The following is a 17,873-nucleotide window of genomic DNA, read 5'->3' as shown; positions in this document are numbered from 1 at the left end:
CCGGGACCTCGAGAACTAGCCTATTGACAAGTTATCCATGTGGATAGATTCTCATGGTCACGCCGGCACGGCGCCAGCAGTCCGCCCGAGCAGTGCTGCCCGGGTCGGCCTCCGCCTCCAGGAGTGTGGTCGTGAGCGACACCGTGAACACCCAGCCCGTGCAAGAAGGTCTGCAACGCAACGCCATCAGCAGTACCGGGGTGGTGTTCCTCGTCCTGGCCGCGGCCAGCCCGTTGATCGGGCTTACCGGTGCGGTCCCGACCGCCATGGTCCTCGGCAACGGTCTGGGTGCCTCGGCCGCGTACATCGTGGTCGGGCTGATCCTGGCCCTGTTCGGCGTCTCCTACGTGGCGATGTCCCGGCAGGTGACCAACACGGGTGCGCTCTACGCGTACGTGGGGCGCGGCCTCGGGCTGCGGATGGGGCTCGGCGCGGGGAGCATCGCGATCTGGGCCTACGTGACCGTGCAGATCGCCGTCTACGGGTTCTTCGGAGCGGTGGCCTCCGGCGCGGTCGCCGAGTGGTTCGGGGTGTCGGTCCCGTGGTGGGCATTGACGTTCGGGCTGATGCTCCTCGTGCAGGTCTTCGGGTACCTCCACGTCGAGGTCGGCGCCAAGCTCCTCGGCGTCCTCATGGCCCTGGAGTGGGGCACGATCATCGTCCTGAGCGTGGTCATCTTCGCCAAGGGCGGCGCCGGTGAGGGCTATGCCGTCGGTGACGTGTTCAGTCCGTCGGCCGTCCTCTCCGGCGCCCCGGGGGTCGCGCTGGTGATGGCGTTCGCGTCGATGTTCGGGTTCGAGTCGACCGCGATCTACGGCGAGGAGGTCCGCGACCCCAAGCGGTCCATCCCGCGGGCCACGTTCACCGCGCTCGGCGCGATCACGCTGTTCTTCGCGTTCAACTCCTGGGCGCTGGTCGTCGGCTACGGCCCGAGCAAGGCCATCGAGGTCGCGGGCAAGACCCTGGAGAGCGGCAACCCGGCGGCGTACGTCTTCGACGCCGGCGGCACCTACCTCGGAGCCTGGGCCCCGCACGCGATGACCGTCTTCGTCATCACCTCGATGTTCGCGTGCAACCTGGCCTTCCACAACGGCATCGCCCGGTACCTGTGGACGCTGTCCCGCGACGGGGTGCTGCCCGCACCGCTGGCCAAGGTGCACCCGAAGACCAAGGCCCCGTACATCGCCTCGTTCACCCAGACCGCGATCGCCGCCTTGCTGGTCCTGCCGTTCGCGATCCTCGGCAAGGACCCGGTGCTCACCCTGTTCTTCTGGGGTTCGGGAATCGCCGTCGTGGGCGTCGTGACCCTCTACATCCTTGTCGCGGTCGCGGCGTTCGTCTTCTTCCGCAACAACCCGACCCTGGACGGCCGGGCGTGGAACACCAAGATCGCGCCGGTGCTCGCAGCGGTCGCCATGAGCGCAGCGTTGGTCCTCATCATCGCCAACTTCGACGTCCTCATCGGCAGCACCGGCGGGCTGCCGACGATCCTCGCGCTGACCGTGCCGACAGCGTTCATCGTCGGACTGATCCTCTTCGCCGCGACGGAGTCCCGGATCGGCGCCACCGCCCTGGCCGACCTGGACAGCGAGCTCACCTGAGCACCGCCCCACGAAGGCCGTCCCCGCGAAGCCCGACCCCGCGAACCGCCACCCGGCCGGACGTCTGAGCCACGCGCCGGCCGGGTGGCACCCATCCGCCAATCCCGCCCATGACCCGCCCATGACCCGACGGGGGTTCCGCCATGCCTCGCGAGGCCAAGTATGACGTCCTGTTCGAGCCGATCCAGATCGGCCCGCACACCCTGAAGAACCGCTTCTGGCAGGTCCCGCACTGCAACGGCGCCGGGTCGGACCGGCCGGGCTTCCAGGCGGCGTTCCGCGGCATGAAGGCCGAGGGCGGCTGGTCGGCGGTCTTCACCGAGGTCTGCTCGATCGCCCCCGGCGGGGACGTCATGCCGTGGGTCGCGAGCAAGTTGTGGGACGCCGGCGACGTGCGCAACCTGCGGGAGATGACTGACGCGATCCACGCCCACGACGCCCTGGCCGGTGTCGAGCTGTGCCACCCGGGCGGCCTGGCCGCCAACGCCGAGACCCGCGCCCCGGCCAAGGTCGTCTCCCAGATCGCCAGCGACATCAACTACCTGGCCAACGGCCGGGCGCTGTCCAAGCGGGAGATCGCGGCGCTGCGCCGCGAGCACGTCGAGGGGTTCAAGCGGGCCAAGGACGCCGGCTTTGACCTGCTCACGTTCTACGCGGGTCTGGGCACCTTCCCGATCTACTTCCTGTACCCGTTCTACAACAAGCGCACCGATGAGTACGGCGGCTCCTTCGAGAACCGGATCCGGTTCACCCGAGAGGTCCTCGAGGACCTGCGCTCCGAGGTCGACGGCGTCGCGATCGGGATGCGGTTCGTCATCGACACCCTCGAGGACCCGTACGGCTACGGCGACCTCGGGGTCCGCGCGAACGGAGAGGGCAAGGACTTCATCGCCGCCCTGGACCACCTCGTCGACTACTGGGACCTCAACGTCGGCACCCTGAACTGGGGCGAGGACGCCGGCTCCAGCCGGTTCTTCGACACCAACCACGAGGCCGAGTACGTCAAGGTCGCCAAGCAGGCCACCAGCAAGCCGTGCATCAACGTCGGCCGCTTCACCGACCCCGACGTCATGATCGGCGTCATCAACTCCGGGCAGGCCGACATCATCGGCGCCGCCCGCCCCTCGATCGCCGACCCGTTCCTGCCCAAGAAGATCGAGGAAGGCCGGTTCGAGGACATCCGCGAGTGCATCGGCTGCAACGTGTGCGTCTCCCGCTGGGAGATGGGCGGCCCGCCGATCTGGTGCACCCAGAACCCCACCAGCGGCGAGGAGTACCGCCGCGGCTGGCACCCGGAGAAGTTCAGCACCGCCCGCAACGCCGACAAGCCCGTCCTCGTCGTCGGCGCCGGACCGGCCGGGATGGAGGCCGCCGTCGTCCTGGGCAAGCGCGGCTTCGAGGCCGTCCACCTCGTCGACGCCGGGTCCGAGATGGGCGGCCACCTCAACTGGATGACGACCATGCCCGGACTGCGCGCCTGGCGCCGGGTCGCGGAGTACCGCGAGCGGCAGATCTCCAAGCTCGACAACGTCCAGTTCATTCCCAACACCCGGATGAGCGCCCAGGACGTCCGCGAGTACGGCGCCGAGATCGTCATCGTCGCCACCGGCGCCCACTGGGCCGGCGACGGGATGAACACCCCCACCCACGATCCTATCGCCGGGGCCGACGCCACCCGCCCGGACGTCGCCACCCCGGAGCAGCTCGTCGTCGAGGGCAAGCAGCTCGGCGACCACGTCCTGGTCGTCGACGGCGACGGCTACCACATGGCCTCCACCACCGCCGAGTTCCTCGCCCGGCAGGGCAGACGAGTCACCTACGCCACCCACTGGGAGACCCTCGGCCCCTACCTGCGGTACACCCTCGAGGAGCAGCGGATGTACCAGCGGCTCACCGAGCTCGGCGTCACGATCCTGTCCCAGCACCTCGTGCTCTCCTACGAGCCCGGCAAGGCCCAGCTCGTGCACCTGTGGGGCGGCAACGAGGTCACCCTCGACGTCGACTCCCTCGCCCTGGTCACCGGCCGCTACAGCGACAGCGCCCTGTACGACGAGCTCGCCGACGACCAGGCCGCCCTCGACGAAGCCGGCATCAGCCAGCTCCACCTCGTCGGCGACGCCCACTCGCCCGGCATCATCGCCCAGGCCACCTTCTCCGGGCACCGCCTCGCCCGCGAGATCGACTCACCGAACCCCGACGTCCCGCTGCCGTACATCCGCGAACGCCGCCTCGTCGGCGCCACCGAGGACGACTACACCCTCGGCGCAGCAACCCTTCTCGGCTGACCGGCCCGACCTCGCGCCGACCCGCGACACCACACGAGAGGCACTCATGGCCATCCCGGAGAACCTGCGCCCGACGCCGTTCTCGCCCCGCTACGCCGACACCGTCACCGAGTGGATCGACGTCTACGGCCACGCCGTCCCACTGATCCTCAGCGAGTCGGGAGATCCCGGCGAGGAGTACGCCGCCATCCGCACCACGGTGGGGTTCAGCGAGTACTCCATGCTCCACAAGTGGTCCGTCGAAGGCCCGGACGCCGTCGCCGTTGTCGACGCGGTGTTCTCCCACAACGTCACCACGCAGCCGGTCGGGCGGATCGCGTACGGCGTCGTCACCGACGCCGACGGCTGCATGGTCGATGACGTCACCGTCTCGGTGCTCTCCGCCCGCGAGGTGCTCGTCGTCGGCGGCAACCCGACCACCGCCGAGCTCCTCCAGGACGCCACCGGGAACGGGACGACGGTGACTGAGCGCCGCGACGAGACCGCCGTCCTGACCCTGCAAGGGCCGCGCAGCCGAGACGTCCTGGCCCGGCTCACCGACGCCGACCTCTCGAACGAGGCGTTCCCGTACTACACGTTCCGCACCGACCTGACCGTCGCCGGCGTCCCGGCGCAGGTCAACCGGGTCGGCTTCACGGCCGAGCTCGGCTACGAGATCGTCGTGCCCCGCCAGCACGCCCTCACCCTGTGGGACGCCGTCACCGACACCGGCGCCGACATCGGTGCCCGCCCCTTCGGCGCCGCCGCCCTCATGATGTGCCGCATCGAAGCCGGCATGATCATGGGTGAGCTCGAGTACGACCACACGGTCACCCCGTACGAGTGCCGGATGGGCTGGGCCCTGGACTTCGACAAGGGACCCTGGCTCGGCAAGAACGCCCTGCGCGCCAAGAAGGGCACCGTCCGCGGCCGCGTCGTCACCGTCCAGATCGACGCCGCGCCTGAAGCCGCCGAAGGCGCCCGGCTTCTCCTCGACGGAACCGACGTCGGCCACGTGACGATGGCCGTCCCGTCACCGCACCTCGGCGGCGCCACCCTCGCCATGGCCCGCGTCGACCAGGACGCCGCCAAGCCCGGGACCACGCTCACGACCGTCGGCGTCGACGGCGCCACGACGTCCGCCATCGTGAAGGCAACCCCCGTCTACGACCCGGAACGCACCCGCGTCCGCTCCTGACGTCTGACACAGCCACGCCTCGAACACCCGCCACGCCGCCAGGTCCACCGCTGCCAGGTGGTCTTCAGGCGCGCACCGTCGTGCCGCCGCCCGGAACCACCCACGAACCCGGAGCCATCGTGCAGCAGTACATCCTCACCCTGACCTGCCCCGACCAGCCCGGCATCGTTCGTGCCCTCGCGGACGGCATCGTCGAGGTCAGGGGCAACATCGTCGAGAACGCCCAGTTCTCCGACCCGGTCACCGGCACCTTCTGCGTCCGCACCCAGTTCGACAGCCCGGACGGCGACGTCGACGGCGTCCGCACACAGATCCTGGACCGGGTCCGACGGTTCGACCCGGTCGTCACCCTGCGCCCCACCGGCCAGCGCAAGCGAGTCCTGCTCATGGTGTCCAAGTTCGACCACTGCCTCGTCGACCTGCTTTACCGGCAGCAGCTCGGCGAACTCGCGGTCGACATCCCGATCATCGTCTCCAACCACCCCGACACCCAGGAGATCGCCGACCGGCACGGCATCGGCTTCCACTGGATCCCCGTCACCCAAATGCCCGACGGCCCGACGAGCAAGGCCGCGGCCGAATCGCTCCTGTTCGATCTCATCGAGCAGCACACCGTCGACGTCGTCGTCCTCGCCCGCTACATGCAGGTGCTCTCCGACCACGCCTGCCGCAAGCTCTCGGGCAGGGTCATCAACATCCACCACTCCTTCCTGCCCGGCTTCAAGGGCGCCAAGCCGTACCACCAGGCCTACGAACGCGGCGTCAAGCTCATCGGCGCCACCGCGCACTACGTCACCGCCGACCTCGACGAGGGCCCGATCATCGAGCAGGACGTCGTCCGCGTCACCCACGCCCAGGACGCCGACACCCTCGTAGCCATCGGCCGCGACGTCGAACGCGTCGTCCTTGCCCGCGCCCTGCGGTTGCACGCCGAGGACCGCGTCGTCCTCGCCGGCCACCGCACCGTCGTCTTCCACTAGGACCCGACAGCACCGGGGAGGTAGACCGTGGTCACCGCGACCCTGCTCGATGGCAAGAAGGCGGCCGCAGCCATCAAGGCCGAACTCGCCGAGCGTGTCATGACGCTGCGCCTTGCGGGCCGCCAGCCGGGCCTGGGAACAATCCTCGTCGGCGACGACCCGGGCAGCCACGCCTACGTCGCCGGCAAGCACCGCGACTGCGAGCAGGTCGGCATCACCTCCACCCGGGTCGACCTCCCCGCCACCGCGAGCCAGGCACATGTCGAGGACGCCGTCCACCAACTCAACGCCGACGCCGGCGTGACCGGCTTCATCGTCCAGCTCCCGCTCCCGGCCCAGGTCGACACCCACACCGTCCTCGACCTCGTCGACCCGGGCAAGGACGCCGACGGCCTGCACCCGACCAACCTCGGCCGCCTCGTCCTGGGCATGCCCGGGCCCCAACCCTGCACCCCGCGGGGCATCATCGAGCTCCTACGCCGCAACGACATCCGGATCACCGGCGCGCAGGTCTGCGTCATCGGCTGCGGCATGACCGTCGGCCGTCCGCTCGGCCTCATGCTCACCAGACCCACCGAGCACGCCACCGTCACCTTGTGCCACGAAGCCACCGAAGACGTCGCCTCACACACCGCCGTCGCCGACATCGTGGTCGCCGCAGCCGGCGTCGCACACCTCGTCCGCCCCGAATGGGTCCGCCCTGGCGCCACCGTCCTGTCGGTCGGGATCACCCGCACCGTGGAAGGCATCCTCGGTGACGTCCACCCCGACGTCACCCACGTCGCCGGCCACCTCGCCCCAGCCACCGGCGGCGTCGGCCCCATGACCCGCGCGATGCTGCTCACCAACGTCGTCGAGACCGCCGAACGCCGGACGCCTGAACACTCATCCGTTGCACCGTAAGGAGTTCCGCTATGAGAATCGTCGTCTGTGTGAAGCACGTGCCGGACGCCCAGGGCGACCGTCGCTTCGCAGCCGACCACACGGTGGACCGGGCCGGGGTCGACGGGCTGCTGTCCGAGCTCGACGAGTACGCGGTCGAGGAGGCGCTCAAGCTGTCCGAGGCGAACGACGGCTCCACGGTGACCGTAGTGACGGTGGGTCCGGACGCGGCGTCGGACGCGGTGCGCAAGGCGTTGCAGATGGGTGCCGACGCCGGGGTCCACGTGGTGGACGACGCGCTGCACGGGTCGGACGCGTTCGCGACGTCGCTGGTGCTGGCGAAGGCGATCGCGACGCTGGAGTACGACGTCGTCGTGACCGGGATGGCCTCGACCGACGCCGGGATGTCCGTCGTGCCGGCGCTGGTCGCCGACCGGCTCGGGCTGCCGCAGGTGACGTTCGCGGGGTCGCTGTCGATCGAGGGTGACGGGCCGGGAGCGAAGGTCGTCATCGAGCGTGACGGTGACACCTCGACCGAGGTCGTGGAGTCGGCGCTGCCGGCGCTGATCAGCGTCACGGACCAGATCAACGAGCCGCGGTACCCGTCGTTCAAGGGGATCATGGCGGCGAAGAAGAAGCCGGTGACGACGCTGACGCTCGCCGACCTCGGCGTCGACGCGGGCGAGGTCGGCCTCGGCGCGGCGTGGACGACGGTCGCGGGCGTGACCCAGCGGCCGCCGCGCGCGGCCGGCACGGTCGTCACGGACGAGGGCGACGGCGGCGCGAAGCTGGTCGAGTTCCTCGCCGGCGCCAAGCTGGTCTGACGGTCGATCGAGAGAGCCTGGACAAGGAGAGAGCTGAGATGGCACAGGTTCTGGTGCTCGTCGACCACGTCGACGGTGCGGTGCGCAAGTCGACGTCGGAGCTGCTGACGTTCGCGGCGCGGCTCGGTGAGCCGGCCGCGGTGTTCGTCGGCGACGGCTACGACAACGCCGCGGGGTCGCTCGCCGAGTTCGGCGCCACCGCGGTCTACACGGTGCCGGCCGAGGTGAACGACTACCTCGTGCTGGCCAAGGCCGAGGCGCTCGCCGCGGTCGTCGAGGCCGCCGGCGGCGCGTCCGCGCTCGCCGCCGTGCTCGTCCCGAGCTCGGCGGAGGGCAAGGAGATCGCGGCCCGGCTCGCGCTCAAGCTCGACTCGGGCCTCATCACGGACGCGATCGACGTCCGCGCGGCCGACGGCGGCGGCGTGGCGACGAGCCAGGCGGCGTTCGCCGGCGGGTTCACCGTCGACTCCACCGTCACCCGCGGGCTGCCGGTCGTCACGGTGAAGCCGAACAGCGTGGAGCCGCAGCCCGTCGCGGGCGCTCCGGTCGACGCGACGCCGGTGTCGGTGACGCTGTCCGACCTCGCGAAGGCGGTCAAGGTCGTCGAGCGCAAGCCGAAGGCCAAGTCCGGTCGCCCGGACCTCACAGAGGCCGCGATCGTCGTCTCCGGCGGGCGGGGCACGAACGGCGACTTCTCCAAGGTCGAGGCGTTCGCGGACGTCCTCGGCGCGGCCGTGGGCGCGTCCCGGGCCGCGGTCGACTCCGGCTGGTACCCGCACTCCAACCAGGTCGGCCAGACCGGCAAGCAGGTCTCGCCGCAGCTGTACGTCGCGTGCGGGATCTCCGGTGCGATCCAGCACCGGGCGGGCATGCAGACGTCCAAGACGATCGTCGCGATCAACAAGGACGCCGAGGCGCCGATCTTCGAGCTCGCCGACTTCGGCGTTGTCGGCGACCTGTTCGCCGTCCTCCCGCAGGCCACCGACGAGGCCGCCAAACGCAAGGCCTGACACTACATCGATCTTCCGATCGTTCGTCGGACGATCACTTGCGGGCGGGTGCGAACGAGTCCGTCGTCGTGCCTGGTCAATGACTGTATGGCCGTTCCGGCGCGGGCGCTGAGACGGTGCTCGTGGGCGCACTATGGGTGTGATCTTGAGGGATAGCCTGTCCGGTGGCGTCCGGTTGTCTCCGGTGGTCGTCGACCGTCACGGGGAGCCTGAGAACGAGAAAGGGCCTGTGACCCAGCGGCGATGCTTCGCGTTTTCGCTGATCAGAGGCCCTTTTGTGGTGGCCAGGGGCGGGGTCGAACCGCCGACCTTCCAATTTTCAGAAGACGGTCGATTGCCAATCGGAGGCCCTCTGACCTGCGGCGATACGGCTGAGGTGGGTCGGGTTGGGGAGTCCTGGGCGTCTCCTGGGCGAGATCTGCCGCAACGACCTGGTGTTGGTCGTGGACAGCCGGACTCCGTCGCCTCGCGTCGCGTCCTGGTTCGGGGAGGTCGACGGCGCCGGCAATGGGTGTGAGCTCCATGGTGCTAGGGAGCCGCTGCTGAGCTCGGCTCCGGATCACGTTGTGGGGTGTGCCGTTCACCGCGGGGCGAGGTACCGCCTCACCATGACGGCCAGGGAGTCGACGAAGTCCTCGTCATCGGCGGCCGGCACTGCGAAGGTCGGCCCGTAGGCGGTACGCACCACCAGGGTGGAGAAGATCGTGTTGAACGCTGCCCGGACGCTGCGTTCGGGGTCGGGCTCTCCGGCAGCGGCGCCGGCACGCAGGAGCAGGGTGGTGAACTGGTCGCCGAGCTCGCGGCTGTATGCCCCGCCGCGGCGGTAGACCTCGGCGTGGGCGCCGGAGATGAGGACCACTGGCCGGAGGAACGCGGCGTGCCGGCGGAAGATGCCCGCCACCTCGCGCACCGCCCGGTCCATGACGTCCTCGGCCGACAGACCGGCCCACCTGGCCTCGTGGGTGAGTGCCGCCTGGTCGCTGCGGACGCGTTCCAGTCCGTGCTCGTAGACCGCGAGGAACAGTGCGTCCTTGGTGTCGACCCGTGCGTAGAGCGCCCGCGGGGCCACCTGGGCCCGTTCGCACACCGCGGCGATGGTGAACGCCTCGTAGCCGCCCTCCTCGAGGAGTTCCACGCCGGCGTCGAGGACGCGACCCCAGGCCTCCCGGCTGCGTCTCTGCAGGGGTGGGCGCACCTCCAGGGAGCCGGAGTCGTCGGGTGCCGGAGACGTCACGTCCTCATCCTCCTCGATGCCCGGCCACGGCTGGAACGTCGTCCGCGGGCACCAGGGTCCGGACGTGCCCGAGGAGTCCCCTCGAATCGGTGCTGGGGGTTGACAGCGGCGTGGGTCACACCGCACCCTCCCTCTGAACCGTAGCGCACGCTACGGTTCGATGACTGGCCACTCCAGAGGAGAAATGGTGCTCATCGTCCTCGGCACCGCCCGTGCCCTTCCAGGCCGCCGGGAGGACCTGGTGGCCGCAGCGGCCGACATCGCCGCCGCGACGCGCGGTGACGACGGCTGCCTGTCGTACGGCTTCTACGCCGCCCTGGACGACGCCGACACGATCGTCAGCATCGAGACCTGGCGCGACCAGGTGGCCCTGGACGCGCACATGTCACACCCGCACACCCAGCAGTTCATCGCCCGGGTCGGGGACCTGCTCGACGGCACGCCCCGGATGGCGTTCCATCACGTGCCCGATCCCAGCTGATCCCCGAAGACCCGATGGATCCCTACTGATCCCGCCGGTCGTCGTCCGCCCGGTCCGGTCCATCGCCGCCGCGGCTCTCGCGCCACCCGTTCCGGCGGGAGTCCTGCGCGCGAACGTCCCGTCCGTCCCTCAACGAGGAGGCCTCCGTGAGTCCCACCCCCAAGCGTGGCCGCGTCGCCGTGATCGGCGCCGGCCCGGCCGGCATGGCGTCCGCGTTGTCGGTGCACCAGGCCGGCCACGACGTCGTCCTGCTCGAGCGCTACCCGCAGGCCCGGCCCGCGGGCAACATCCTCAACCTGTGGCCGCCACCCATCAAGGCGCTCGGCCTGCTGGGCGTCGACACCACCGACCTCGGCGCCCCCTGCTACTCGGAGTTCCGGACCGCAGCCGGGCGGACCAGGGTGAGGGTCAACCTGCCGCAGGAGATCGTCGACGCGTACGGCGGCGGGTTCATCGGGCTGCTCCGGCCGGACCTGTACGAGCGGATGCTCGCGGCGCTGCCGCCGGGCGTCCTGCAGGTCAACCGCACGGTCGAACGGGTCGACCAGGACGAGACCGGCGTGAGACTGCACCTGGCGGACGGCGAGACCCTCGAGGTCGACGTCCTCGTCGGCGCCGACGGCATCGACTCCCTGGTCCGGCGCACCCTGTGGGGAGACGCCCCCAAGCGCGAGCACAACCTGCACATCTTCGGCGGGTACACCTTCGACGACGTCCCGGAGGCCGAGCGGGGGCTGTGCATCGTCTCCCACAGCCGCACCGTCCAGGGCAGCTGGACCTCCATCCGCAGCAAGGGCCGGCACGGCTACCAGTGGTGGGTGCTCGGCGCCCACGACGCGTCCCCGGACTTCAGCGGCGACCTGCACGCCACCGCGACCGGCATGGGCGCCGGGTTCGCCGCGCCGCTGCCGCAGCTGATCGCCGCGACCGAACCCGGCCACGTCCAGCGCTGGGTGCTGCGTGACCGACCCGCCCTGCCGCAGTGGTCCAAGGGCCGTGCGACGCTCGTCGGGGACGCCGCGCACCCCACCAGCCCGTACGCCGCCTACGGGGCAGGCATGGCCACCGAGGACGGCTTCTTCCTCGGACGCCGGCTCGCCGGCGTCGACCTGAGCGACCACGCCGCCGTCCGTGCGGCGCTCGACGCGTTCGAGACGCCGCGCAAGCCGCACACCGCCGCCCAGGTCCAGGCCGCCTGGGTGCTCGGCAAGGTGTTCCACCACGCCCCAGCGCCGCTGCGCCCGCTCCGCGACCTCGTCCTGGACCACACCCCCCTCCTGCAAAAGCAGGTCGGCGAGAAGTCACCCGGCGAGATCATCGCCCAGATCACCGCCATCGACGAGGCCGAGGCTCGCATGGCTTCTGTTCTCGGTCGAACCGACTAGACGACGCTGCCGCTCGGTGCACAGCCCAACGGCACAGTCACGAGGCAGTGTGAGGGTGGTTGGAGCAATACCTGGCTGACCCTCATGTCCGGCATCGCCCCGGACGCACGCAGCGTCGGTAGAGCGGTACGTCGCCATCATGGGATGCCTGCATCACGGTGTGTCCGCGGACGCCAGCCTTCTGCCCCGGACGGATCGGCATTCGTCGGCACTATCGATGTCCTGCCCTCACGAGAGCGCACCGACCTTCCCCTTCCGGGTCGGAAGGATTTCGTCCGTGGCGGCCGGCCGGGTCGTCGTCGGCCTGTGCCAGCGGAGTGTCCGCGGACGAGGCCGTTCGAGACGCCGCGTGGCCGGCCGAGCCGGGACGAACTGGCACGCGTCGGGACGTGGCTCGTGGTCGTGCCGAGAATCGGCTGCTGATCGGGCGGACTGGCGGCCAAAGCCGCAGGTCAACGGCCCAGATGAGGGAGGAAGCGGCGTTCGGCGCGGACATTCCGCGGACACTTTCGCGGGTCTGCGACCGGGCGCCAAAATGAAGAAACCCCTGCTCAGCAGGGGTTTCGGGGGTTGTGGCCAGGGGCGGGGTCGAACCGCCGACCTTCCGATTTTCAGTCGGACGCTCGTACCAACTGAGCTACCTGGCCGAACGAGCAGATCTCTCCGCTCAGCGACCCCGACGGGACTCGAACCCGCGACCTCCGCCGTGACAGGGCGGCGCGCTAACCAACTGCGCTACGGGGCCTTGATGGTGCCAAGGCCTTGCTACGTGCCGTGCCCCCAACGGGATTCGAACCCGTGCTGCCGCCTTGAAAGGGCGGAGTCCTAGGCCGCTAGACGATGAGGGCGTCGCTTCCGCGACGTAACCCCAGACGTCCAGGACCCGTCGAGGACTCGGTAAGCATAGGGGTAACCAGCCCCCACCTCCAAAATGGATACCCGGCGGTGCTCAGCGGGGCCTCGCGGGCCGCTCGGGACGATGTCCGGGGGCCGACCGGACGTGCTGCCCGAGGGGCCCCGGGGGAGGATGCTGCAGGCGGTCCGGACGACGAGAAGGAGACACCACTGTGCGCACCCGCATGATCGGCGACGTCGAGGTCTCGGCGATCGGGCTCGGCGGGATGCCGATGTCGATCGAGGGCCGGCCCGACCGGGCGCGGTCGGTCGCGACGATCCACGCGGCGCTCGACGCGGGCATCACGCTCATCGACACCGCCGACGCCTACCACCAGTTCGCGGACGAGGTCGGGCACAACGAGTCGCTCGTCGCGGAGGCGCTCTCGACGTACTCCGGGGACACGTCGGGTGTGCTCGTGGCGACGAAGGGCGGCCACCTGCGGCCCGGGGACGGGTCGTGGACGCTCGACGGCTCGGCCGCCCACCTCAAGGAGGCCTGCGAGGCCTCGCTCAAGCGGCTCGGGGTCGAGGCCATCGGGCTCTACCAGTTCCACCGGCCGGACCCGACGGTCGACTACGCCGAGTCCGTGGGGGCCGTCCGGGACCTGCTGGACGCCGGCAAGATCCGGATGGCGGGCATCTCGAACGCGAGCCCGGACCAGATCATGCAGGCGCGGGACATCCTCGGCGGCCGCCTCGTGAGCGTGCAGAACCAGTTCTCGCCGGCCTTCCGGTCCAGCGAGCCCGAGCTCGAGCTGTGCGACGACCTCGGCATCGCGTTCCTCCCGTGGAGCCCGCTCGGCGGCATCTCCCGGGCCGCGGGCCTGGGGTCGACGTTCAAGGCGTTCCAGGAGATCGCGGACGGCCGCGGGATCAGCCCGCAGCAGGTCTGCCTCGCCTGGGAGCTCGCGAAGTCCGAGGTCGTCGTCCCGATCCCCGGGGCGTCCCGGCCGAAGACGATCCTCGACTCGGCGAAGGCCGTGGACGTCACCCTGACGGCCGAGGAGCTCGCGCTGCTGGACGGCGCGGGGGCCTGAGCGGTCGGCCCGCGGGTCACACTGTCCCCGTGGTCGAGATGTCCCGCCAGGAGTTCGAGGACGCCGTCGCCGACGCCCTGGACGGCGTCCCTCCCGAGCTCTCCCGGCTCATGGACAACGTCGTGATCCTCGTCGAGGACGACGCCCCCGAGGACGACCCCGAGCTGCTCGGGCTCTACGAGGGCACCCCGCTCACCGAGCGCGGCGACGGTTGGGCCGGCTCGCTGCCGGACCGGATCACGATCTTCCGGAACCCGACCCTCGAGATGTGCGACTCGCGGGACGAGGTCGTCGAGGAGGTGCAGGTGACCGTGGTCCACGAGATCGCGCACCACTTCGGCATCGACGACGACCGCCTGCACGAGCTGGGCTGGGACTGACGGACGACGCAGGGGCCGCCACCGGGATCGGTGGCGGCCCCTGCGTGCGGACCGGGTGCGGTCTCAGAAGCGGCCGACCGCCACGAACACGCAGAGCGCGAGCAGGACGACGTTCATCCCGATCGCCTGGGTCTCCTTGCGGCGCCCGTGGGTGATGATCGCGCCGACCATGGTGATCGCCAGGCCGGTGGCCGCGAGCGGCGTGAGGACCGGGGCGATGTCGAGCGCCCACGGCAGGATGAGGCCGATCGCGCCGAGGATCTCGAGCACGCCGATCGTCTTGATGAGCCCGGGGGAGAAGTCCTCGGTCCAGGCCATGTTCGGGTTCTCCTGCAGCTTCGCCTTCGGTGTCGTGGCCTTCATGAAGCCGGCGCCGGCGAAGAGGAGGGCGAGCAGGCCTGCGACGACCCACAGGGCGATGTTCATGGGGGAGGCTCCAGGGGGACGGTGCCGCGCGATGCGGCGGGGAGGGTGGACTTGACTGTTCAACTAACGCTAGTGACGAACAGTTTAAGCGTCAAGTGATCGGGTACGATGACGCCATGACGGACGACGCCCGGTGGCTGAGCCCCGACCAGCTCGCGTCGTGGCTCGACCTCGCGGCGCTCATGATCCGGCTGCCCGCGGCCCTGGAGAGCCAGCTCCAGCGCGACGCCGACCTCTCCCAGTTCGAGTACTTCGTGCTCGCGCACCTGTCGGAGTCGCCCGGCCGCGAGGTGCGGATGAGCGAGCTCGCGGCGATGTCGAACGGGTCGCTGTCCCGGCTGTCGCACGTCGTCTCCCGGCTGGAGCGCAAGGGCTGGGTGCTGCGCCGGCCGAGCGCCGAGGACGGTCGCTCGACGATGGCCTGGCTCACCGACGACGGCGTCGCGAAGATCGTCGCCTCCGCCCCCGGGCACGTCGAGCGGGTCCGTGACCTCGTCGTCGACGCCCTGGCCCCGGAGCAGCTCGAGGCGCTCGGTGCCGCCTGCCGGGTCGTCCTCGACCGGATCGACGCCCGGGACGGCGAGAGCTGCGCGGGGCGGCCGGGGCGCCGTCCGCCCGGCCAGGCCCGCGGGTGCGGCGACGAGGCGTAGTCAGCGCAGCCGGTACGCCTGGCGCATCGCCATGTCCCAGACCCGGTCCCCGGCGAGCCGCCGGGTCTGCACCTGGAGCTTCGCGGCCGCCGTGACGACGTACCGGGTCCGCGGACGCCGGGCCTGCACCGCCTTCACGATGGTGTCCGCGACGACGCCCGGCTCGGCCGCGGCCCGCGACCGGTACGCGTTCGCCATGAGCTCGTCGGCGTAGGAGCGCAGCCCCCCGTACGCGGAGCCCTCGTCGCCGGCGGTCAGGCCGTGGGAGGCCGTGGTGCCGAACTCGGTGCGGATGAGCCCCGGCTCGACGACGACGACGTCGACCCCGAACGGCTTGACCTCCAGGCGCAGCGCGTCGCTCAGGGCCTCCACCGCGTACTTGCTCGCGTGGTACCAGCCGCCGGTCGGGAAGACGAGCCGCCCGCCCATGGAGGAGATGTTGACGATCCGGCCGCGGCCCGCGCGCCGCATGCCCGGCAGGACGAGCTGGCACATCCGCCCGAGACCGAAGACGTTCGTCTCGAACTCGGCGCGGACGTCGTCCAGGTCGACCTCCTCGACCGGGCCGTAGACGCCGTACCCGGCGTTGTTCACCAGGGCCCCCACGGCGCCGTGCTCGTGCTCGACCGCCTCGACCGCCGTCCGCATCGACGCCTCGTCGGTGACGTCCAGCGCGAGCACCCGGGCGCCGGCCCGGGCCAGACCGTCGAGCGTCTCGGGCCTGCGTGCCGTGGCGTAGACGGTGTGCCCCGCCGCCAGGAGCCGCTGCGTGGTGGCCAGGCCGATCCCGCTGCTGCAGCCGGTGACGAGCACCGGGTCGTTCGCTGCCATCTCGAGACCTCCGTCGGGCACCCGGCCCGTCAACTAACGACTGTTAAGCGATATGACAAGTTAACGAGTGTTAGTCTTCAGGTCAACCCGGGTCCGGGACGGCGTGCCGGACCGGAGCACGCTGCACCGACGGAGGGCGCATGGCGCGGACGGCGAACCCGCGGGGCCAGGGGTCGCGGCTGCGGGGCGAGCTCCTGGACGCCGCGAGCCGGCTCCTCGTCGCGGGCGGCCGGGACGCCGAGCTCACCCTGCGCGGCGTCGCCCGGGAGGCCGGGGTCTCGGCCCCGAGCGTGTACGCCCACTTCGCGGACCTCGACGAGCTCGCCGTCGAGCTCGTCCGCCGGCACGTCGCCGACCTCGCGGCGGCGTTGCACCGCAGCGCCTCGCGGACGACGTCCCGCCCGGCGCCCGACCGGCTGCGCTCGCTCGCCCGGGCCTACGTCCGCTGGGGGCTGGAGAACCCGGGCCCGTACACCGTCGTGTTCGAGGGCCGGGCGCTGCGCCAGCTGAGCGCCGAGGACGAACGTGCGCTCACCGCCGGCAGCGACCTGCTCGGGGACCTCGCCGCACTGCTCGTCGACCTCGACCCGCCCCCGGAGGACCCGGCCGCCGCGGCCCTCGGGGTGTGGACCGCGCTGCACGGCGTCGTCTCGCTGCGTCTGTCCAAGCCGGCGTACCCGTGGCCCGGGGTCGAACGGCACGTCGACGCGGCCCTCGGGGCCGTCGTGCCGGGCCGACACGCGCGGACCGGGAGCTGAGCCGCCCTACTCAGGCTCCCCGGCCCCGGCCGTGCGTACGTTGACGCCATGAGCACCCCTCTCGAGCAGGCACTCGGTCGGCTCGTCGCCGACGGAACCCTCACGGACGAACAGGCCCGCGCGGTCTCGCGCGAGCTCACGCCGCAGGCGACCGGCGTCCCCGGCGCCGTCCCCGGCCCCCGGTCCGCCGACCGCCCCGGCTGGACCACGCTGGTCGCCGAGATCGGCGGGTACGTCGGCGGGGCCTTCGTGCTCGCCGCCGCGATCGTCCTCACCGGCCCCCGCTGGGGCGAGCTCGGGCAGTCCGAGCGGATCGTCCTGCTCGGCGTCCCGGCGCTGCTGCTCCTCGCCGCGGCGGCCGCCGTCCTCGCACTGACCCCCGGTGGCTGGCCCGTGCGGCACCGGCGCGGCACCGGCGCCCGCCGCCGGCTCGCGGCCGCCCTCGTCGTCGTCGGCGGCGCCCTGCTCGCCGGAGCCGTCGCCGTGGCGGCGCGCGGCACCGGCGACTGGCAGGCCGTCTGGTACTTCGGTGCCGCCACCGTCGTCGGGGCGCTCGGGTACGCCGTGCTGCGCACCCCGCTGCTCCACGTCGCCACCGCGGTCGCGGCGGCCGCCGCCGCACCGATCGCCGCGAGCACGTACTCCGACACCTGGCAGCGCGAGGGCCTCTGGGCCGGGCTCGCCGTCGTCGCCGTCGCCGTCGTCTGGCTCGCCCTCACCGGTGCCGGGCTGCTCGCCGAGGCCGGACTCGGGCTGACCGTCGGCGGCGCGCTCGCCTTCGTCGGCGGCGAGATCGCCACGAGCGCCGAGGGGCTGGCCTGGGTCGGCTACCTCGTGCTCGCAGCCGTGGCCGTCGCGGGGCTGGTCGCCTACGTCCGGACCCGGCACGTCGGCGTGCTGGTCGTCGGTGTCGTCGCGCTCGCGACCGTCGTCCCGCAGGCCGTCATCGACTACACCGACGGTGAGCTCGGGGCGGCGGGCGCGCTGCTCGTCACCGGGCTGTCGATCCTCGGGGCGAGCATCCTCGGCCTGCGG

The 17,873-nt window shown here is 71.3% G+C and carries 17 protein-coding genes and 3 tRNA genes; 14 read left to right on the top strand and 6 right to left on the bottom strand.

The window, feature by feature from the left end:
* The first annotated feature begins 131 nt into the window (after nt 1-131).
* From EDJALFJO_RS20410 to EDJALFJO_RS20380, 7 genes are all read left to right on the top strand, one after another.
* Nucleotides 132-1,601 carry an APC family permease gene (locus tag EDJALFJO_RS20410; protein WP_158220501.1) on the top strand — a complete coding sequence of 490 codons (1,470 nt, stop codon included), beginning with the start codon at nt 132-134 and terminating at the stop codon, nt 1,599-1,601.
* A 143-nt stretch (nt 1,602-1,744) separates the two neighbouring features.
* Complete coding sequence (locus tag EDJALFJO_RS20405; protein WP_088288151.1) at nt 1,745-3,886, top strand: FAD-dependent oxidoreductase; 2,142 nt, start codon at nt 1,745-1,747, stop codon at nt 3,884-3,886.
* 46 nt (nt 3,887-3,932) lie between these two features.
* Nucleotides 3,933-5,063, top strand: coding sequence for an aminomethyltransferase family protein (locus EDJALFJO_RS20400; RefSeq protein ID WP_088288150.1), 1,131 nt, complete (start codon nt 3,933-3,935; stop codon nt 5,061-5,063).
* Between the two features lie 119 nt (nt 5,064-5,182).
* Nucleotides 5,183-6,043 carry a formyltetrahydrofolate deformylase gene (gene purU / locus EDJALFJO_RS20395; RefSeq protein WP_088288149.1) on the top strand — a complete coding sequence of 287 codons (861 nt, stop codon included), beginning with the start codon at nt 5,183-5,185 and terminating at the stop codon, nt 6,041-6,043.
* Nucleotides 6,044-6,070: 27 nt separating this feature from the next.
* Nucleotides 6,071-6,946 (top strand): bifunctional methylenetetrahydrofolate dehydrogenase/methenyltetrahydrofolate cyclohydrolase, encoded by an 876-nt coding sequence (locus EDJALFJO_RS20390; RefSeq protein WP_088288148.1) that lies wholly within the window; start codon nt 6,071-6,073, stop codon nt 6,944-6,946.
* Between the two features lie 11 nt (nt 6,947-6,957).
* The gene (locus tag EDJALFJO_RS20385; protein WP_088288147.1) at nt 6,958-7,749 is read left to right on the top strand and encodes an electron transfer flavoprotein subunit beta/FixA family protein; all 792 of its coding nucleotides are present in this window, start codon (nt 6,958-6,960) and stop codon (nt 7,747-7,749) included.
* Nucleotides 7,750-7,787: 38 nt separating this feature from the next.
* Complete coding sequence (locus tag EDJALFJO_RS20380; RefSeq protein ID WP_088288146.1) at nt 7,788-8,759, top strand: electron transfer flavoprotein subunit alpha/FixB family protein; 972 nt, start codon at nt 7,788-7,790, stop codon at nt 8,757-8,759.
* A gap of 580 nt (nt 8,760-9,339) precedes the next feature.
* Here the strand turns inward: EDJALFJO_RS20380 and EDJALFJO_RS20375 are convergent.
* Complete coding sequence (locus EDJALFJO_RS20375) at nt 9,340-9,993, bottom strand: TetR/AcrR family transcriptional regulator (protein ID WP_198950491.1); 654 nt, start codon at nt 9,991-9,993, stop codon at nt 9,340-9,342.
* 160 nt (nt 9,994-10,153) lie between these two features.
* Between EDJALFJO_RS20375 and EDJALFJO_RS20370 the strand changes: the two genes are divergently transcribed.
* Together EDJALFJO_RS20370 and EDJALFJO_RS20365 are read left to right on the top strand one after the other, a co-directional pair.
* The gene (locus EDJALFJO_RS20370) at nt 10,154-10,474 is read left to right on the top strand and encodes a putative quinol monooxygenase (RefSeq protein ID WP_088288145.1); all 321 of its coding nucleotides are present in this window, start codon (nt 10,154-10,156) and stop codon (nt 10,472-10,474) included.
* A 146-nt stretch (nt 10,475-10,620) separates the two neighbouring features.
* The gene (locus EDJALFJO_RS20365) at nt 10,621-11,859 is read left to right on the top strand and encodes an NAD(P)/FAD-dependent oxidoreductase (protein WP_088288144.1); all 1,239 of its coding nucleotides are present in this window, start codon (nt 10,621-10,623) and stop codon (nt 11,857-11,859) included.
* A gap of 573 nt (nt 11,860-12,432) precedes the next feature.
* Here the strand turns inward: EDJALFJO_RS20365 and EDJALFJO_RS20360 are convergent.
* The 3 genes from EDJALFJO_RS20360 to EDJALFJO_RS20350 form a co-directional block, all read right to left on the bottom strand.
* A tRNA-Phe gene (locus tag EDJALFJO_RS20360) sits at nt 12,433-12,506 on the bottom strand.
* A 24-nt stretch (nt 12,507-12,530) separates the two neighbouring features.
* A tRNA-Asp gene (locus EDJALFJO_RS20355) sits at nt 12,531-12,604 on the bottom strand.
* Nucleotides 12,605-12,634: 30 nt separating this feature from the next.
* Nucleotides 12,635-12,707 (bottom strand) — tRNA-Glu (locus EDJALFJO_RS20350).
* A gap of 219 nt (nt 12,708-12,926) precedes the next feature.
* Between EDJALFJO_RS20350 and EDJALFJO_RS20345 the strand changes: the two genes are divergently transcribed.
* Both EDJALFJO_RS20345 and EDJALFJO_RS20340 read left to right on the top strand, forming a co-directional pair.
* Entirely contained in the window at nt 12,927-13,793 is an 867-nt protein-coding gene (locus EDJALFJO_RS20345; protein ID WP_088288143.1) for an aldo/keto reductase, read from the top strand.
* Between the two features lie 29 nt (nt 13,794-13,822).
* Entirely contained in the window at nt 13,823-14,173 is a 351-nt protein-coding gene (locus tag EDJALFJO_RS20340) for a metallopeptidase family protein (protein WP_198950490.1), read from the top strand.
* Nucleotides 14,174-14,236: 63 nt separating this feature from the next.
* On the opposite strand, the gene EDJALFJO_RS20335 is transcribed toward EDJALFJO_RS20340, so the two are convergent.
* On the bottom strand, nt 14,237-14,599 hold the full coding sequence (locus EDJALFJO_RS20335; RefSeq protein WP_088288142.1) for a DoxX family protein: 363 nt from the start codon (nt 14,597-14,599) through the stop codon (nt 14,237-14,239).
* A 116-nt stretch (nt 14,600-14,715) separates the two neighbouring features.
* Here EDJALFJO_RS20335 and EDJALFJO_RS20330 point away from each other — a divergent pair, with 116 nt between their 5' ends.
* Nucleotides 14,716-15,249, top strand: a complete 534-nt coding sequence (locus tag EDJALFJO_RS20330) for a MarR family winged helix-turn-helix transcriptional regulator (RefSeq protein ID WP_088288141.1) — start codon at nt 14,716-14,718, stop codon at nt 15,247-15,249.
* Here EDJALFJO_RS20330 and EDJALFJO_RS20325 read toward each other — a convergent pair whose 3' ends face one another.
* Nucleotides 15,250-16,080 carry an oxidoreductase gene (locus tag EDJALFJO_RS20325; RefSeq protein WP_088288140.1) on the bottom strand — a complete coding sequence of 277 codons (831 nt, stop codon included), beginning with the start codon at nt 16,078-16,080 and terminating at the stop codon, nt 15,250-15,252. It abuts the gene before it with no gap.
* Nucleotides 16,081-16,220: 140 nt separating this feature from the next.
* Between EDJALFJO_RS20325 and EDJALFJO_RS20320 the strand changes: the two genes are divergently transcribed.
* Nucleotides 16,221-16,838: a TetR/AcrR family transcriptional regulator gene (locus EDJALFJO_RS20320; RefSeq protein ID WP_088288139.1), complete on the top strand. Its 618-nt coding sequence runs from the start codon at nt 16,221-16,223 to the stop codon at nt 16,836-16,838.
* 48 nt (nt 16,839-16,886) lie between these two features.
* Nucleotides 16,887-17,873, top strand: a 987-nt coding sequence (locus EDJALFJO_RS20315) for a DUF2157 domain-containing protein (protein WP_088288138.1), incomplete at its 3' end; no start/stop codon positions are given.

This window comes from Kineosporia sp. A_224 (genome assembly GCF_002198655.1).
In the GTDB taxonomy this organism is placed as follows: Bacteria; Actinomycetota; Actinomycetes; order Actinomycetales; family Kineosporiaceae; genus R-H-3.
This window is presented reverse-complemented; position numbering and strand designations above follow the sequence as displayed.

Excerpts from the sequence above, each read along its gene's own strand:
- EDJALFJO_RS20380 (WP_088288146.1), top strand. The coding sequence starts at position 7,788 with ATGGCACAGGTTCTGGTGCTCGTCGACCACGTCGACGGTGCGGTGCGC.
- EDJALFJO_RS20320 (WP_088288139.1), top strand. The coding sequence starts at position 16,221 with ATGGCGCGGACGGCGAACCCGCGGGGCCAGGGGTCGCGGCTGCGGGGC.
- EDJALFJO_RS20330 (WP_088288141.1), top strand. The coding sequence starts at position 14,716 with ATGACGGACGACGCCCGGTGGCTGAGCCCCGACCAGCTCGCGTCGTGG.
- EDJALFJO_RS20385 (WP_088288147.1), top strand. The coding sequence starts at position 6,958 with ATGAGAATCGTCGTCTGTGTGAAGCACGTGCCGGACGCCCAGGGCGAC.
- EDJALFJO_RS20335 (WP_088288142.1), bottom strand. The coding sequence starts at position 14,599 with ATGAACATCGCCCTGTGGGTCGTCGCAGGCCTGCTCGCCCTCCTCTTC.
- EDJALFJO_RS20370 (WP_088288145.1), top strand. The coding sequence starts at position 10,154 with ATGACTGGCCACTCCAGAGGAGAAATGGTGCTCATCGTCCTCGGCACC.
- EDJALFJO_RS20400 (WP_088288150.1), top strand. The coding sequence starts at position 3,933 with ATGGCCATCCCGGAGAACCTGCGCCCGACGCCGTTCTCGCCCCGCTAC.
- EDJALFJO_RS20325 (WP_088288140.1), bottom strand. The coding sequence starts at position 16,080 with ATGGCAGCGAACGACCCGGTGCTCGTCACCGGCTGCAGCAGCGGGATC.
- EDJALFJO_RS20405 (WP_088288151.1), top strand. The coding sequence starts at position 1,745 with ATGCCTCGCGAGGCCAAGTATGACGTCCTGTTCGAGCCGATCCAGATC.